Below are 16,201 nucleotides of genomic sequence, written 5' to 3'. Positions count from 1 at the left end.
CGAGCCTAGCCGCCGGCGGGAAGGCTGCAGCCGGGCGTGTCCAGATCCGTAGAGTTGACGTGTGACCTGCGCTAGCGACGATGCAGTGGGGGCGCCCCCAGCCGCGGAGCGGCGAGGGGGACGAAGCGATGAGGAGGAGCAGCGCACATGACTGCAGTACCCGCCCCCGATTCCGGGCCCGACACCGGCGCGATCTGGCACTACGGCGATCCGCTCAGCGAGCAGCGTACCGCCGAAACCGATGCCGTGCTGGTGGACCGCTCGCATCGCGCGGTGCTCACCCTGACCGGCGCGGACCGGCAGAGCTGGTTGCACAACATCTCGACCCAGCACGTCAGCGAACTGCCCGACGGGGCCAGCACGCAGAACCTCAGCCTGGACGGGCAGGGCCGGGTGGAGGACCACTGGATACAGACCGAGCTGGGCGGCGTCACCTACCTCGACACCGAACCCTGGCGCGGTGAGCCGCTGCTGAACTACCTGAGCAAGATGGTGTTCTGGTCGGACGTCAAGCCTGCGGCCGCCGACCTGGCGGTGTTGTCGCTGATCGGCCCGCGGCTGGGTGATCGCGCGGTGCTCCAGGTGCTCGGCCTGGACGCCCTGCCCGACGAGCTGGCTGCGATCCCGCTGCCCGGCGGCGGCTTAGTGCGGCGGATGCCCGCCTCCGGCGCCGATCAGATCGAACTCGACCTGTTGGTGCCGCGGGGCGATCGCGCCGACTGGCAACGCCGCTTCGCGCAGGCCGGCGTGCGTCCGGCCGGGGTGTGGGCCTACGAAGCCCATCGGGTCGCGGCCGTGCGCCCGCGCCTCGGCGTGGACACCGACGAACGCACGATTCCGCACGAGGTGCGCTGGATCGGCGGTCCGGGTGCCGGGGCCGTCCATTTGGACAAGGGCTGCTATCGCGGCCAGGAAACCGTCGCCCGCGTCCACAACCTGGGCAAACCGCCCCGAATGCTGGTGTTGCTGCACCTCGACGGCTCGGTGGACCGGCCGTCGACCGGCGACGCGGTGCTCGCGGGCGGGCGTGTGGTGGGACGGCTGGGCACCGTCGTCGATCACGTGGATCTGGGCCCGATCGCGCTGGCGTTGCTCAAGCGTGGCATACCGGCCGACACCGAACTGGCGACCGGCCCGGAGGGCTCGGTGGCGGCGGTCATCGACGCCGATACGTTGCCGCCGAGCGAACAGATCGGCGCGGGACGGCTTGCCGTCGAGCGGTTGCGGGGCGGGACGAGATAATGTCCGTTGAAGTCCAACACGGCGGGCAGGGGGCACCGACGCTCATCCGCGAGGCACGGTAAGCTGTTGGCAGGACAATAACGACACCAAGAGATCGGAGCCGCCTACTTGTTAGGCCGCTCCGTTATTGCGCGAGGGGGTTCCCCCATGGGCCGCGGCCGGGCTAAGGCAAAGCAGACCAAGGTTGCTCGAGAACTTAAATACAGCTCCCCGCAGACCGATTTCGATCGGCTTCAGCGCGAGCTGGCGGGGACCGGTGCGGACGAATCCGGCGACCTGGACGGCGCCGACGAATCTTGGGATCGCGAAGACGACTGGCGCCGCTAGAATCTGCTCCGTGCCGATGCCGCGTGCATCGGCACAGTGTTGTTCCCAGCTAGGCGCTGGCTCTTAAAACCTCGGGTGCTGCCCAACGAGTTTCGCTCGCGGGCCATCTTTTCCGCCCTTGCAAATCGTCCCCAACACCCAGCAGTCCAGATGGCGTGCGGTCAAAATCGCCAGGGCGCGGTCGGTGTCTTCGGGTGCGACGACGGCGATCATGCCGACGCCCATATTGAACGTCTTCTCCATCTCCTCGCGCACGATGCGGCCACGCTGGGCGATCATCGCGAACACCGGCGCCGGCGTCCAGGTACCGCGGTCGACCTCGGCGGTCAGCCCGTGCGGGATGACCCGCTGCAGGTTGCCCGCCAATCCGCCACCGGTGACGTGGCAGAACGTGCGCACATGGGTTTCGGCGGCCAGCGCCAGGCAGTCCTTGGCGTAGATGCGGGTGGGCTCCAGCAACTCTTCACCCAGCGTGCGGCCGAACTCCTCGACGTAGCCGGCCAAGTTCATCCGATCGATCTCCAGCAGGACGCTGCGAGCCAGCGAATAGCCGTTGGAATGCAGGCCGGAGGACCCCATCGCGATGATCACGTCGCCGGGTTTGACCCGGTCGGGCCCCAGGATGTCGTCGGCTTCGACCACGCCGACGCCGGTGGCCGAGATGTCGTAGTGGTCGGGTTCCATCAGCCCGGGGTGTTCGGCGGTCTCGCCGCCCAGCAGCGCGCAGCCCGCGCGCACACACCCCTCGGCAATACCCGCGACGATGGCCGCCACCCGTTCGGGCACCGTGCGCCCGACGGCGATGTAGTCCTGCAGGAACAGTGGCTCGGCGCCGCAAACGACGAGGTCGTCGACGACCATGGCCACCAAGTCGAGGCCGACGGTGTCGTGCTTGTCCATCGCCTGTGCGACCGCCAGCTTGGTGCCGACGCCGTCGCTGGAGGCCGCCAGTACCGGCTCGCGGTAGTCGCCACGCAGCGCGAACAATCCGGCGAATCCGCCGAGCCCGCCCAGCACCTCGGGCCTGGTGGCTTTCGCAGCCAGCGGCTTGAACAGATCAACCGCGCGGTCACCGGCTTCGATATCCACCCCGGCCGATGCGTAAGTAATGCCCTGGCTGCCCGGTTCTTCGCCGGGGCTTTTTCCGGGATCCGTCATCGCGATAAAGGCTACCGGTAGGCGCTTCGCGCCGGTATCAAACGTCTTTGATGGATTCCGTCAGTGGCTGACGGGTACCTCGTCGGCCGCGACATCGCCGAGCTCCGCGCCGCGCGCGGCGTTGGCGAGCATGTGCTCGATGACGTTCTTACCCAGCGCTGTCTCGCTGGGCAGCTCGATCGGGTACTTGCCGTCGAAGCAGGCGGTGCACAGCCGGGAGGCCGGCTGCTCGGTCGCGGCGATCATGCCGCGCAGCGAGATGTAGCCCAGCGTGTCGGCGCCGATCGCGTGCCGCACCGCTTCGAGCATCTCGTCCTCGTCCTCGACGGCGTTGGCGATCAACTCGGCCGGCGACGGAAAGTCGATGCCGTAGAAGCACGGCCACTTCACCGGAGGCGAGGCAATCCGCACGTGCACCTCGACGGCGCCGGCCTCGCGCAGCATGCGCAACAGCGCGCGCTGAGTGTTACCCCGCACGATCGAGTCGTCGACGACGATGAGCCGCTTGCCGCGGATCACCTCTTTGAGTGGGTTGAGCTTCAGCCGGATGCCCAACTGACGGATGGTCTGGGACGGCTGGATGAATGTCCGCCCGACGTAGGCGTTTTTCATCAGGCCCTGCCCGTAGGGAATGCCGGACTCCTGCGCATATCCCACCGCGGCCGGGGTGCCGGATTCCGGCACCCCGATCACCAGGTCGGCGTCCACCGGGCGTTCGCGCGCCAGCCGGCGGCCGATCTCCACCCGCGCGCCGTGCACCGAGCGACCGCCGATCGTGCTGTCCGGTCGGGCCAGGTAGACGTATTCGAAAACGCACCCCTTGGGGGTGGGGTTGGCGAAGCGGGTGGAGCGCACGCCGTCGGCGTCAATGGCCAGCAGTTCGCCCGGCTCGATGTCGCGGACGAACGAGGCGCCGACGATGTCGAGCGCGGCGGTTTCGGAGGCCACCACCCAGCCGCGGTCGAGGCGTCCGAGCGAAAGCGGCCGCACCCCATGGGGATCGCGGGCCGCATACAGCGTGTTCTCGTCCATGAACGTCAGGCAGAAGGCGCCCCGCACGGTCGGCAACAGTTGCAGCGCAGACTGTTCCAGAGTGGAGTCGGCCGCACCGTGGGCGAGCAGCGCGCCCAGGATGTCGGAGTCGGTCGTCGCCGGGGCCGGGGCGCGCTTGGCGATCAGCCCGGCGTCGCGGGCCTGGCCGGCAAGCTCAGCGGTGTTGACGAGGTTCCCGTTGTGTCCCAAGGCAACCCCGGTACCGGCCGCGGTGTTGCGGAACACCGGCTGGGCGTTTTCCCAGGTGGTGTCGCCGGTGGTCGAGTATCGGCAGTGCCCGATCGCGACGTGGCCCGGCATGGCGGCCAGCGTCTGCTCGTCGAATACCTGACTGACCAGGCCGAGGTCTTTGAAGACCAATACCTGAGATCCATCGGCGACGGCGATGCCGGCGGCTTCCTGACCGCGATGCTGCAGCGCGTACAGGCCGTAGTAGGTGAGTTTGGCAACTTCCTCGCCCGGGGCCCATACCCCGAATACACCGCACTCTTCGCGGGGCGAGTTCAGGTCTTGCTCGGATACATCTGCTCCAGCGACGGTCACGGTGGGCGGCTCCCTAGCGAGGGGTAGTGACGCCTCGGAGTTTACGGGCACGTAAGCCCAGCGGACGAATCTGTTGGGCGTGTTGAACACGAATGTTCTCGGCGTGTCACCCTAAACCTGCAGTTCAGAGTTATATTCAGCCCACATCGAACAAGGGCAACCAGTGGTCAATTTCACCCGCCCGCGAGCCCGACAGCGTTAACAATCCGTTCGTTTTTGCGTCGGCGAGCGTCAACATCCCGGTGGCCAGCAGCAGCCAGGTCCGCGGATCGGTCTCGACGACGTTCGGCGGTGTGCCGCGGGTGTGTTTAGGCCCGGCCACGCACTGCACGGCGACGAACGGCGGGATCCGGACCTCGACGCTGGCGCCGGGCGCCAGCGCGCCCAGGGTGCGCGCGGTGAGCCGGACAGCGCTCGCCAGGGTGGCGCGATCCGGTGCCGGGCAGGTTTGATCGCGCAGCCAGTCCGCGACGGTCATGAGGACCTGACGTGTCTTGGCCGGATCGGCAGTATCGCGGGCGGCCATGCCTTAGGGTCTCAGAACCATGGATCCGCGCCGCGGGCCACCGTACAAAACCGTCGGCCTCGTGACGATCGTGGTCATGGGGCTCATCGGGCTGGTCCTGTACTCGCAGTTTCGCGGCGACCTCACCCCGAAAACGAAGTTGACGATGGTGGTCGCCCGCGCGGGCTTGGTGATGGATCCCGGCTCCAAGGTCACCTACAACGGCGTCGAGATCGGCCGGGTGGCCGGTATTTCCGAGATCACCCGAGGCGGCAAGCCGGCCGCCAAGGTGATGCTGGACGTGACTCCTAAGTACGTCAACATGATTCCGGCCAACGTGGTGGCCGAAGTGAAGGCGAGCACCGTGTTCGGCAACAAATACGTTGCGCTGAGCTCACCAAAAACCCCTGCGCCACAATCGATTACACCTTCGATGGTGATCGACGCGACGACGGTGACCACCGAGTTCAACACCGTCTTCGAGACGCTGACGTCGATCACCGAGAAGATCGATCCCGTCAAGGTGAACCTGACGCTGTCCGCGACGGCACAGGCGCTGGCCGGACTGGGCGAAAAATTTGGCGCATCGTTGCTCAACGGCAACGCGATCCTCGACGACGTAAACCCTCGGATGCCGATGATCCACTTCGACATTGCGCGGCTGGCCGCGCTCGGTGACACTTACGCCGACGCCGCGCCGGACTTGTGGAATGCGCTCGAGCACGCGGTGACCACGGCGCGCACGCTCGACCGGCAGCAGGGAGATCTGGATGCGGCGTTGCTGGCGGCGGCCGGATTGGGCAGCAGCGGCGCCGATGTCTTCGGCCGAAGCGGGCCGTACCTGGCGCGCGGGGCGGCCGATCTCGCCCCCAGTGCTCAACTGCTCGACGAGTACAGCCCCGAAATCTTCTGCACTATACGGAATTTCAACGAAGTCGCGCCCAAGCTCCACGTCGCGCTCGGCGACAACGGCTATGCGCTGGGTGCCCACTCGTCGGGCTCGATCGCGGGAGCGCCCAACCCGTACACCTACCCGGAGAACCTGCCGCGCACCAATGCCCGGGGCGGGCCCGGCGGGCGGCCGGGATGCTGGCGGTCGATTACCCGCGAACTGTGGCCCGCTCCCTTGCTCGTCATGGACACCGGCGCCAGCGTGGCCCCGTACAACCACTTCGAGGTCGGTTCACCGGTTGCCGTGGAGTATGTGTGGGGCCGCCAACTGGGCGACTACACGATCAACCCCTGAAGAGAGGTCCGAACAGAGTCGATGACAATCTCACGCTTGGCTGCTCACCGGGCAGCGACGTTCGCGCGTCGGCTCTCGGTGTTGACGATCACCGCGGCAACGCTGTCGATGTCGGGCTGCGGCGACTCCGGCGACCATCGTGAAGGCGACGCCAGCGACAACGGCTGCCGCACACTGGCCGCCGATCCTGGTTGGTATGGCGACAACCGGGACCGGATCAACGTGATGATCGGCCACCTCGGCACTTGCGGCAAGCTGGAACCCGAGACCGACGATCCTGCGCTGGCGTTGTTCGACTGGGACGGCACCATGGTGAAGAACGACATCGGCGACGCCACCTTCTTCTGGATGGTGCGCAATTCCAAGGTGCGCCAACCCGCCGACGGGGATTGGCGCACCACAAGCTCGTACCTCACCGCTGCCGCCGCGGCGGCGCTGGCCTCCGCGTGTGGCGCGCTGGCACCCGCAGGCCAGCCATTGCCGACGGGAACCAGCCCCGGATGCGCTGACGAACTGGTTTCGGTATACACCAATCGCCAGACACGAACGGGTGCAGCGGCATTCGACGGATACAACCATCGGCGCATGGCTCCCGCCGCCGCCTGGGCGGTACAACTGCTCGCCGGCTGGACCGAGGCCGAGGTCACCGGATTCGCCGAAGCGGCTCGGAAGGAAAGCCTGGACGCACCCGAGGGCACCGAGCAGCCGGTCGGCAGTGGCCGCCGGGCCGGGTGGGTCCGCTACTACTCCCAGATGCGTGATTTGGTTGCGACCTTGCAGGCCAACGGATTCGACGTACGGATCATCTCCGCCTCGCCGGAGCCCGTGGTGCGGGTGTGGGCCGCCGACCTCGGAATCTCCGCCGACCGGGTGATGGGAACCCGCACCGAGCACGACGGCGATTTGCTCACCGCGCGGTTGACGTCCTGCGGTGGGGAGGCCTCGATTCCGTTCAACGAGGGCAAACGCTGCCGGGTCAACGAGCAGGTGTTCGGCGTCCAAGGGGCGGCGGCGTTCGACCAGCTACCGGAGAACCGGCGCCAGGTGTTCGGGGCCGGCGACTCCGACGGAGACGCCACCTTCACCGCGGACGCGACCGCGCTGCGCCTGGTGATCAATCGCAACCAGATCGAGTTGATGTGCCGGGCCTACGCCAATCTCGACGGTCGATGGCTGGTCAACCCGATGTTCACTACCCCGTTGGGCGTCAGCTCGCCTTATCCTTGTGCGACACAGGGTTTCGATGCACCCAATGGCGGACAGGCGCCGTTGCTGCGGCCCGATGGCAGCCCCGTGCCCGACCAGCAGGACCGCGTGCACGCGGGTTAGTTCGGCTCAGCCGAAGAATCGCGACAGCACCGCTTCGGACGTAGCGCGCAGTTCGGCCAGTGACACCGTGAACAGGCCCTGGAATTCGACCGCATCCGAGTCCTGGTCGACGACGCCGATGCGAACGGCGGGAAGTCCGCGCGCCTCGCACATGGAGCGAAACCGGCTCTCTTCGGTGCGCGGCACCGCCACCAGCATCCGTCCCGCCGACTCGGAGAACAGCGTCACGAACGGATCGCTGCCCTCGGGAAGCACTATGCGGCAACCGGTTTCACCCGCCAGAGCTGACTCCACGATGGCCTGGGCCAAACCGCCCTCGGACAGGTCGTGGGCCGCGCTCACCAATCCGTCGCGTGCTGCGGCGCTGAGCACCTCGGCCAGCAGCTTCTCCCGCTGCAGGTCGACCGCGGGCGGTAGGCCCCCGAGATGGTCGCCGGTCACCTGGGCCCAGATCGACCCGTCGAACTCGTCGCGGGTGTCGCCGAGGAGCAGCAGGGATTCTCCCGGGTCGGTGCCCAGGGCCGTCGGGATGCGCCGATCGACATCGTCGATCACGCCCAGCACCCCCACCACCGGGGTGGGCAGGATTGCGACCGACCCGGTCTGGTTGTAGAAGCTGACATTGCCGCCGGTCACTGGAATCCCTAGGGCCACACAGCCATCGGCGAGACCGCGGACCGCCTGCGAGAACTGCCACATCACCCCCGGATCTTCGGGCGAGCCGAAGTTGAGGCAGTTGGTCACCGCGACCGGCACGGCCCCGGTGGCCGCGACATTGCGGTAGGCCTCGGCCAGCGCCAGCTGGGCTCCGATGTAGGGGTCCAGCTTGGTGTAGCGCCCCGACGCGTCCGTCGACAGCGCGATACCGCGGCCGGTGGACTCGTCGATGCGCAGCACCCCCCCGTCGGCGTGCTCGGCCAGCACGGTGTTGCCGCGCACATAGCGGTCGTACTGCTCGGTGATGAATGCCCGGCTGCACAGGTGCGGACTGCCCAGCAGCGCAAGCAAAGTCGCGCGCAGCTCGTCGCCGGTCGTCGGCCGGGGCAGGCCGGCCGAGGTGTCGGCGTTCAATGCGTCCTGCGATTCCGGGCGAGCCACCGGGCGTTCGTAGACCGGCCCTTGATGCGCCACGGTGCGCGGCGGCACGTCGACGACGGTCTCGCCATGCCAGGTGATGCGCAACCGGTCGCCGTCGGTGACCTCACCGATGACGGTCGCCAGCACCTCCCACTTGCGGCACACCGCCAGAAACGCCTCGACGTTCTCCGGAGCGACCACCGCGCACATCCGCTCCTGCGACTCGCTGGAGAGAATCTCGGCGGGCGTCATGTTCGCCGCCCGCAACGGGACCGTCTCCAGCTCGACGCGCATCCCGCCATCGCCTGCGGATGCGAGTTCTGAAGTCGCACAGGATAATCCGGCGCCGCCGAGGTCCTGAATGCCGATCACCAGCCCGGCGGCGTACAACTCCAGGCAGCACTCGATGAGCACCTTCTCGGTGAACGGGTCACCAACCTGCACCGAGGGTAGCTTTTTGCGGCCGGGGCCACCGCCCTCGTCGCCGCCGAAGGTCTCCGACGCCAGCACGGACACGCCGCCGATCCCGTCCAGGCCGGTGCGCGCGCCGAACAGGATGATCTTGTTGCCGGTTCCCGAGGCGAAAGCCAGGTGCAGGTCTTCCTTGCGCAGCACCCCGACGCACAACGCGTTCACCAACGGGTTGCCCGCATACGACGCGTCGAAGACGGTCTCGCCGCCGATGTTGGGCAGGCCGAGTGAGTTGCCGTAGCCGCCGATACCGCGGACCACGCCGTCGAGCACACGGCGGGTGTCGGGCGCATCGGCTGCACCGAACCGCAGCTGGTCCATCACGGCGACCGGCCGGGCACCCATGGCCATGATGTCGCGCACGATGCCGCCCACACCGGTGGCCGCACCCTGATAGGGCTCCACGTAGGACGGGTGATTGTGCGACTCGACCTTGAACGTGACGGCCCACCCGTCGCCGATGTCGACGACACCCGCGTTCTCGCCGATGCCGGCCAGCATGCCCGCGCGCATCTGCTCGGTCGTGGTCTCACCGAAGTAGCGCAGGTGCACCTTCGACGATTTGTACGAGCAGTGCTCGCTCCACATCACCGAGTACATCGCGAGCTCGGTGTCGGTGGGCCGACGACCCAAGATCTCGCGAATCCGCTGGTACTCGTCCTCTTTAAGACCCAATTCCCCGAAGGGTTGCGGCTGGTCGGGGGTGGCGGCCGCATGTTCGACGGTGTCGGCCACGTGAGTACGGGCGCCCGCTCCGGAGACAGTCACGCACACAGTCTAAAGAGCTAGTCGCCGCGCAGCAGGCGGACGCTTTCGGCGTCGGCCGGACAGAACAACTCGACGCGCTCGTCGACGCGCTGTTCGACGGCGTATCGCGCTACTGACGGGTCACGCAGAACACATTGCCCTCGGGGTCGGCCAGTACTACCCAGCGAAAATCATCGCCGAAGCTGTGCCGACCCACCTCGGTGGCTCCCGCGGCCGTCAGCCGCGACACCTCTTCGTCCACGTCCGCAGCACCGAAATCCAGGTGCACGCGGTTTTTGCCGGGAGTGGGATCTGGCACCTTCTGAAACCCGAGCTGCAGCCCCTCAGACAACGTCACCACCGTGAATTCGTCGGCGAGCAAGTCGTGTGTCGTGCCGCCGAATTGGTCCGCCCACCAACCGGCCAACGTCGCCGGATCGCTGCAGTCGATGGTGATCATTTCCACGTGGAGTGCCATATTGCGAAACCCTATGCCTCCGGCGACAAAAACGCTTGCAGCGCAGCGGAATACGCCACCACATCGTGCACGCCCATCAGCTCGCGTGCCGAGTGCATCGCGAGCTGAGGCGCGCCGACGTCGACGGTGGGGATGCCGGTTTGCGCCGCGGCCAGCGGCCCGATCGTCGAACCGCACGGCAGGTCGGCGCGATGCTCGTAGCGCTGCAGGGTCACCCCGGCCTGCTCACACGCCAGCGCGAACGCCGCCGCGGTTCGTCCGTCGGTGGCGTAGCGCAGATTGGGATGCACCTTGAGCACCGGTCCGCCGTTGATGGCGATCAGGTGGCCGGGCTCGTGCCGCTCCGGGTAGTTCGGGTGAGTGGCATGCGCCATGTCCGCCGAGGCCAGCAGCGATACCGGCAGGCGCCGCAGGAAGTCTTCCCGGCTGCCGCCGGACGCCAGCACGATGCGTTCGAGCACAGTGCTCAGCAGGTTGGACTGTGCACCATGGTCCGACGACGACCCGACCTCTTCGTGGTCGAACAGCACCAACACCGCCACGTTGCCCAGCGGCTCGGCACTCAGCAGCGCCTCCAAGCCCGCATAACAACTGGCCTGGTTGTCCAGCCGGGGTGCGCTGAGCAGGCTCGCGTCGGCGCCGAGCACCGTGGACGGTGTCAGGTCGTGCGTCATCAGGTCGGCGGCCAGCACATCGCCCGGTGCGACCCCGGCGCGCTCGGCCACGTAGTCCACGAATCCACGTGCTTGGTCACTTTGTGCGTTCGAGCCCCAGACCGCGTTGACGTGGCGCTGCGGGTCCAGGGTCACCGACTTGCGGTCCTCGGCCAGATGGATGGCCAGCTGCGGCACGCGCAGGATCGGGTCGTCGATCCGGACCAGCCGATGGTCGAGCGCCGAGCCGTCCCGCACCGTCAATCGGCCGCTGATCCCCAGATCGCGGTCCAGCCACGAGTTGAGCCACGCGCCACCGTAAGGCTCCAGTGCCACCACCTGCCAGCCGGCGACGACGCGGTCGGGATGTTGCTTGACCCGCAGGTTTGGGCTGTCGGTGTGCGCTCCGACGATCCGGAACGCACCGCCGGGGCCGGGTGTGTTCCAGGCGACCAGTGACCCCGCGCGCACGGTGAAGAAGCGCCCCGGACCTGCGGGCCAGGGGTCGGCTTCGCGGAGTTCGGTGTAGCCGGCGGCGAACAGCCGGCTCGCGGCCGTCGCGCAGGCATGGAACGGGGACGCAGAGGCGTCGATGAATTCGCAGAGGCCTGCGGCGCTGGCCGACATGTTCATCATCATGGCTGTTCGGCACCGCGTAGTTCACGCTGGGGCTGAATGCGCGGATCCTTACTCGCGCACTTCCCGCGCTCGCCGTCGCCACGCTAGGGTCGGCAGAGTGCCGACGGTTCAGCCCCAGCCCATCCTCGCTCCGTTGACGCCTGCCGCGATTTTTCTGGTGGTCACCATCGACGACGGCGGCGAAGCGACCGTCCACGACGCGCTGCCCGGCATCTCGGGGCTGGTGCGCGCCATCGGCTTTCGCGACCCGGCCAAACGCCTGTCGGCGATCACCTCAATCGGCTCGGCGGCCTGGGATCGGTTGTTCGGCGGGTCACGGCCCGCCGAACTGCACCCCTTCATCGAGCTGAACGGACCGCGGCACACCGCGCCTGCCACCGCCGGCGACCTGTTGTTCCACATTCGGGCCGAGACGATGGACGTGTGTTTCGAACTGGCCGGCCGCATCCTCAAGTCGATGGCCGGCGCGGTCACCGTCGTCGACGAAGTGCACGGTTTCAAATTCTTCGACAACCGCGACCTGCTGGGCTTTGTCGACGGCACCGAAAACCCCGACGGCGCAATCGCTATCAGCGCGAGCACAATCGGCGATGAGGACGCTGATTTCGCCGGCTCGTGCTATGTCCACGTGCAGAAATACCTACACGACATGACGGCATGGGAATCGCTGTCGGTGACCGAGCAGGAGCGGGTGATCGGCCGGACCAAACTGGAAGACATCGAACTCGACGACGATGTGAAGCCGGCCAACTCGCATGTCGCGCTCAACGTCATCGAAGACGACGACGGCAACGAGCTGAAGATCATCCGGCACAACATGCCATTCGGCGAACTCGGCGCCGGCGAGTTCGGCACCTACTACATCGGGTATTCGCGCACACCGGAAGTCACCGAACGGATGCTGCGCAATATGTTCATTGGCGATCCGCCCGGCAACACCGACCGCATCCTGGACTTCTCCACCGCCGTCACCGGCGGGTTGTTCTTCTCCCCGACCGTCGACTTCCTCGACGATCCACCACCCCTTCCCGCGCCACTCGAGACCGAGCGACCGGAACCACCGACGGCGAACGACGGCGTACTGTCGATCGGCAGCCTGAAAGGAACCACTCAATGAAGAACAACCTGTACCGCGAACTAGCGCCGATCACCGACGTCGCCTGGGCCGAAATCGAATTGGAAGCGACCCGGACGTTTAAACGGCACATCGCGGGACGCCGGGTGGTCGACGTGAGCGAGCCCGGCGGTCCCGTCACCGCCGCGGTGAGCACCGGACGTCTGGACGACGTGCAGGCACCCACCGAAGGCGTGATCGCGCATCTGCGGGCCAGCAAACCGCTTGTCCGCCTGCGGGTTCCATTCACCCTGTCGCGCGACGAGATCGACGATGTCGAGCGGGGTTCGCAAGACTCCGACTGGGATCCGGTCAAAACCGCCGCCAAGAAGCTGGCCTTCGTCGAGGACCGCGCCATCTTCGAGGGCTACCCCGCCGCGTCGATCGACGGGATCCGCAGCTGCAGCTCGAATCCCGCACTGACGGTGCCCGACGACCCGCGCGCGATTCCCGACATCATCACGCAGGCCTTGTCCGAGCTGCGGCTGGCCGGCGTCGACGGCCCGTATTCGGTTCTGCTGTCTGCCGACATCTACACCAAGGTCAGCGAGACCACCGAGCACGGCTATCCGATCCTCGAGCACATCAACCGGCTGGTCAACGGCGACATCATCTGGGCGCCCGCCATCGACGGTGCGTTCGTGCTGACCACCCGCGGCGGCGACTTCGATCTACAGCTTGGCACCGACGTCTCCATCGGCTACACCAGCCACGACGCCGACTCCGTGCAGCTGTACCTGCAGGAAACCCTGACGTTCCTGTGTTACACCGCCGAGGCATCGGTCGCGCTGAGCACATAGGGAGTCGTTTCGCCACAACAGCTTTCGCCGCTCAGCGGGGTGTCAGGCGCTCAGAGATCGAGCACCAGGTCGCTGGCCGGAGCCGCGGAGCAGACCAGCACCGTTCCCGATGGCGGCGGCTCCAGCGGTGTCTGGACGTATTTCGTGGTGCCGGTCACGACGCCCGTCTCGCACATATGGCAGACACCGCTTCGGCAGGAGAAACGAGTCGGCACGTCGCACGCCTCGGCGAAATCGAGGATGGTGCCGTAGTCGGGCGACCAGGCGGCGGTAAGTCCGCTGCGGGCGAAGGTAATTGACGGCCCGGTCCCCGGCGGCCCGGCCGGTGGGTGTGGGGGCGTGCGCGCAGCACCGTCGACGACACCGGGGTTGATCGGCGGCAGTGCACCGAACAGCTCGCTGTGGATACGCGTCGTGTCGAGACCCGCGGCCGCCAGCGCCTCACGCATATCGGTCATGAATTGGGTAGGGCCGCAGAGATATGCCGCGGCATCGGCCGGCAGTCCCAGCGCCGCTACGGCCGGCGAATCCAAACGCCCCTGCGTCTCGGTGTAGAACACCTGCTGGCGAGCATGCGGCAACGACTCGATCAGGCTCGTGACTTCGGTTGCGAAAGCTTGAGTTTCGCGATTGCGGCTGGTGTGCAACCACCAGATGTCGCGGGCGCTGCGGGCCGCCGCGAGTGCGTGCAGCATCGCCAAGACCGGGGTGATGCCGATTCCCGCCGACATCAAGACCACCGGCCGGTCGTCGTCGGCGAGGTAGAAATCGCCGCGCGGCGCCGCCGCTTCGATGACCCATCCGGGTTCGATGTGCGCATGCAGCCATCGACTGGCCAAGCCACGCTCTTCCCGCTTGACGCTGATGCGGTAATGATCGCCCGCGGCGGGGTCGCCCGAGAGCGAATAGCTGCGCAGCGGTACCGGATCGCCGGCCCCGGGAATGCGCACCGTGAGGTATTGCCCCGGCAGTGCCGGGGGCAGCGAGACACCATCGTCGGCCGCGAGGCGGATCGACAGCACCGACGGACTCTCGCGCTGTGTTGCCGTGACCCGCAACGGCCGAAACCCGTTCCACCCCGGCTCGACTCCGATGGCGGGACCCGACTGTGTCGCCGAGGCGAGCATGTCGTTGAAGGATTGCTGCCATCCGGGGCTCAGTGCCGGGACGTCGACGATCTTGCGCAGCGTATCGGCATCTTTGTTCGGCAGATACAGCAGTGCGTCGACATCGGCGACGCTGAGCTCGTGGCGGCCGCGGCGGGTTCGCACGATTTCGTCGCCGGCCTGGACGCGGCCCTCGGTGATCACGCGGAAGTAGAACCCTGGACGATGTTGGGCGACAAGAAGGTTGGGCATCTCCGGCTCGTCAAGCCTTAGCCCAACCCTGAAGCAGGTGACCCGTGGTTGGGTGACTTCGAATTCGGCGTCGCCGATGCGGTAGCGGTCGCCGATGCAGACGTCGTAGTCGGATAGCCCGGTGATGGTGAAGTTTTCGCCGAAATGGCCCGGAACCAGATCGTCACGCTTGAGGTAGTTCTTCCAAAAGCCGTACGACTCGGTCTGGTAGACCATGACCGCGCGTTGCTCACCGCCATGACCGCCGAGATCACCCTGTGCGTCGCCGTCGATGTTGAGGCGTCGCACCATGACCGGACCCTCGACCGGCGTCTTCCAGATCCCGGTATAGACGGTCTTGTCGTGCCACCGCACGTTCTTGGGCATGCCCACATTCACCGACACGAGACTGCCCACGGTCGTCTCCTCCACGCGGCCACAGATTGTGACAATCGGCCAGAGTATTCCGGGGTAACCGGCGGGTCAACCGGGATGGCGACCACGCCGGCTGACCCGGTGATGCATACTGGGATATACATCCCAAAATTGTGGATGGCGCGGTCGTACGAACCCACGTGCCGCAGGAGGAATCCCATGCCCGCTGTTCATCATCGTTTCGCAACCGTCGACGGCCATCGGCTGTTCTACCGTGAGGCCGGGGACGTGGGTAAGCCGGCGTTGGTTCTCTTGCACGGGTTTCCGACCAGCTCCCACATGTTCCGGCACCTGATTCCGGCGCTGGCCGACCGCTACCACGTGATCGCCACCGATCATTTGGGCTTTGGGTTCTCCGACGCCCCGGCCGTCACCGAGTTCGACTACACCTTCGATGCGCTGACCGACCTGACCGCGGGCCTGCTGCGCAGCCTCGGGCTCGATCGGTACGCAATCTACCTGCAGGACTACGGCGCCCCGATCGGATGGCGATTGGCGCTGCGTCAGCCGTCCGCCGTGACGGCGATCATCAGCCAGAACGGCAACGGCTACGACGCCGGGTTCGTGGAGAGTTTCTGGAAGACCGTGTGGGCCTACCAGGCCAACCCGACCGCGGAGACCGAGGCCCCGATACGCCAATTTCTCACTTTGGACGCGACCCGCTGGCAATACGTCACGGGCGTGCCCGACGAGACCCTCGTAGACCCCGAGTGCTGGCATCACGACTTCGCGCTGCTATCGCGGCCCGGCAACGACCTGGTGCAGCTAAAGCTGTTCCGCGACTATGCCACCAACGCTGCGATGTATCCCCGGGTGCACGAGTACTTTCGCACCACCGGGGTTCCGCTGCTCGCGGTGTGGGGCCGCGGCGACGAGATCTTCGGGCCCGCCGGCGCCGAAGCGTTCGCCGACGACCTGCCCGATGCGCAGATTCATCTGCTCGACGGCGGGCATTTCCTGCTGGAGTCCGCCCTCGACGAAGTCACCGGGTTGATCCGCAACTTCCTCGAGGCTCGCGTGCCCGCCTAACCGGGGTTCGCGGGCGGC

At 66.9% G+C, this 16,201-nt stretch carries 14 protein-coding genes; 7 read left to right on the top strand and 7 right to left on the bottom strand.

The features are described from left to right. The first annotated feature begins 147 nt into the window (after positions 1–147). Positions 148–1,242: a folate-binding protein YgfZ gene (locus ACAG21_RS04800; protein WP_370494844.1), complete on the top strand. Its 1,095-nt coding sequence runs from the start codon at positions 148–150 to the stop codon at positions 1,240–1,242. A 147-nt stretch (positions 1,243–1,389) separates the two neighbouring features. Continuing rightward, on the top strand, positions 1,390–1,569 hold the full coding sequence (locus tag ACAG21_RS04795; protein WP_370494843.1) for a DUF3073 domain-containing protein: 180 nt from the start codon (positions 1,390–1,392) through the stop codon (positions 1,567–1,569). Between the two features lie 63 nt (positions 1,570–1,632). On the opposite strand, the gene purM is transcribed toward ACAG21_RS04795, so the two are convergent. The 3 genes from purM to ACAG21_RS04780 form a co-directional block, all read right to left on the bottom strand. Continuing rightward, positions 1,633–2,727, bottom strand: coding sequence for a phosphoribosylformylglycinamidine cyclo-ligase (gene purM / locus ACAG21_RS04790; RefSeq protein ID WP_370494842.1), 1,095 nt, complete (start codon positions 2,725–2,727; stop codon positions 1,633–1,635). Between the two features lie 60 nt (positions 2,728–2,787). Then, the gene (gene purF / locus ACAG21_RS04785; RefSeq protein WP_370494841.1) at positions 2,788–4,323 is read right to left on the bottom strand and encodes an amidophosphoribosyltransferase; all 1,536 of its coding nucleotides are present in this window, start codon (positions 4,321–4,323) and stop codon (positions 2,788–2,790) included. A gap of 136 nt (positions 4,324–4,459) precedes the next feature. Then, a complete protein-coding gene (locus ACAG21_RS04780; protein ID WP_370494840.1) occupies positions 4,460–4,849 on the bottom strand; it encodes a sterol carrier family protein in 390 nt (129 codons plus the stop codon). A gap of 19 nt (positions 4,850–4,868) precedes the next feature. On the opposite strand from ACAG21_RS04780, the gene ACAG21_RS04775 reads away from it, so the two are divergent. After that, entirely contained in the window at positions 4,869–6,074 is a 1,206-nt protein-coding gene (locus ACAG21_RS04775; RefSeq protein ID WP_370494839.1) for an MCE family protein, read from the top strand. A 108-nt stretch (positions 6,075–6,182) separates the two neighbouring features. After that, complete coding sequence (locus tag ACAG21_RS04770; protein WP_370495038.1) at positions 6,183–7,403, top strand: HAD family hydrolase; 1,221 nt, start codon at positions 6,183–6,185, stop codon at positions 7,401–7,403. A 6-nt stretch (positions 7,404–7,409) separates the two neighbouring features. Here the strand turns inward: ACAG21_RS04770 and purL are convergent, their stop codons facing one another. The 3 genes from purL to ACAG21_RS04755 all read right to left on the bottom strand — a co-directional run bounded on the left by purL (position 7,410) and on the right by ACAG21_RS04755 (position 11,456). Beyond that, positions 7,410–9,686 carry a phosphoribosylformylglycinamidine synthase subunit PurL gene (gene purL / locus ACAG21_RS04765; RefSeq protein ID WP_370495037.1) on the bottom strand — a complete coding sequence of 759 codons (2,277 nt, stop codon included), beginning with the start codon at positions 9,684–9,686 and terminating at the stop codon, positions 7,410–7,412. A gap of 142 nt (positions 9,687–9,828) precedes the next feature. Further along, on the bottom strand, positions 9,829–10,176 hold the full coding sequence (locus tag ACAG21_RS04760; RefSeq protein ID WP_096290177.1) for a VOC family protein: 348 nt from the start codon (positions 10,174–10,176) through the stop codon (positions 9,829–9,831). Between the two features lie 11 nt (positions 10,177–10,187). Next, a complete protein-coding gene (locus tag ACAG21_RS04755; protein WP_370494838.1) occupies positions 10,188–11,456 on the bottom strand; it encodes a M18 family aminopeptidase in 1,269 nt (422 codons plus the stop codon). 109 nt (positions 11,457–11,565) lie between these two features. Here ACAG21_RS04755 and ACAG21_RS04750 point away from each other — a divergent pair, with 109 nt between their 5' ends. Both ACAG21_RS04750 and ACAG21_RS04745 read left to right on the top strand, forming a co-directional pair. Continuing rightward, a complete protein-coding gene (locus ACAG21_RS04750) occupies positions 11,566–12,585 on the top strand; it encodes a Dyp-type peroxidase (protein WP_370494837.1) in 1,020 nt (339 codons plus the stop codon). Further along, positions 12,582–13,382: a family 1 encapsulin nanocompartment shell protein gene (locus ACAG21_RS04745; RefSeq protein ID WP_370494836.1), complete on the top strand. Its 801-nt coding sequence runs from the start codon at positions 12,582–12,584 to the stop codon at positions 13,380–13,382. The genes ACAG21_RS04750 and ACAG21_RS04745 overlap by 4 nt, the downstream gene beginning before the upstream one ends. A 50-nt stretch (positions 13,383–13,432) precedes the next feature. On the opposite strand, the gene ACAG21_RS04740 is transcribed toward ACAG21_RS04745, so the two are convergent. Then, positions 13,433–15,136: an MOSC domain-containing protein gene (locus tag ACAG21_RS04740; RefSeq protein WP_370494835.1), complete on the bottom strand. Its 1,704-nt coding sequence runs from the start codon at positions 15,134–15,136 to the stop codon at positions 13,433–13,435. 177 nt (positions 15,137–15,313) lie between these two features. Between ACAG21_RS04740 and ACAG21_RS04735 the strand changes: the two genes are divergently transcribed. Continuing rightward, positions 15,314–16,183, top strand: a complete 870-nt coding sequence (locus tag ACAG21_RS04735; RefSeq protein ID WP_370494834.1) for an alpha/beta fold hydrolase — start codon at positions 15,314–15,316, stop codon at positions 16,181–16,183. Positions 16,184–16,201 lie beyond the last annotated feature (18 nt).

It is taken from the genome of Mycobacterium sp. pR1184, from assembly GCF_041287235.1.
GTDB lineage: Bacteria > Actinomycetota > Actinomycetes > Mycobacteriales > Mycobacteriaceae > Mycobacterium.
The sequence above is the reverse complement of the archived record's forward strand: the minus strand, read 5'-3'. Positions and strand labels throughout refer to the sequence as shown.

What these genes read in the sequence shown, in the direction of transcription:
- ACAG21_RS04735 (WP_370494834.1), top strand. Translation starts at nt 15,314, where the DNA reads ATGCCCGCTGTTCATCATCGTTTCGCAACCGTCGACGGCCATCGGCTG.
- ACAG21_RS04760 (WP_096290177.1), bottom strand. Translation starts at nt 10,176, where the DNA reads ATGGCACTCCACGTGGAAATGATCACCATCGACTGCAGCGATCCGGCG.
- ACAG21_RS04780 (WP_370494840.1), bottom strand. Translation starts at nt 4,849, where the DNA reads ATGGCCGCCCGCGATACTGCCGATCCGGCCAAGACACGTCAGGTCCTC.
- ACAG21_RS04775 (WP_370494839.1), top strand. Translation starts at nt 4,869, where the DNA reads ATGGATCCGCGCCGCGGGCCACCGTACAAAACCGTCGGCCTCGTGACG.
- ACAG21_RS04800 (WP_370494844.1), top strand. Translation starts at nt 148, where the DNA reads ATGACTGCAGTACCCGCCCCCGATTCCGGGCCCGACACCGGCGCGATC.
- ACAG21_RS04770 (WP_370495038.1), top strand. Translation starts at nt 6,183, where the DNA reads ATGTCGGGCTGCGGCGACTCCGGCGACCATCGTGAAGGCGACGCCAGC.
- ACAG21_RS04755 (WP_370494838.1), bottom strand. Translation starts at nt 11,456, where the DNA reads ATGTCGGCCAGCGCCGCAGGCCTCTGCGAATTCATCGACGCCTCTGCG.
- ACAG21_RS04795 (WP_370494843.1), top strand. Translation starts at nt 1,390, where the DNA reads ATGGGCCGCGGCCGGGCTAAGGCAAAGCAGACCAAGGTTGCTCGAGAA.
- purM (WP_370494842.1), bottom strand. Translation starts at nt 2,727, where the DNA reads ATGACGGATCCCGGAAAAAGCCCCGGCGAAGAACCGGGCAGCCAGGGC.
- ACAG21_RS04745 (WP_370494836.1), top strand. Translation starts at nt 12,582, where the DNA reads ATGAAGAACAACCTGTACCGCGAACTAGCGCCGATCACCGACGTCGCC.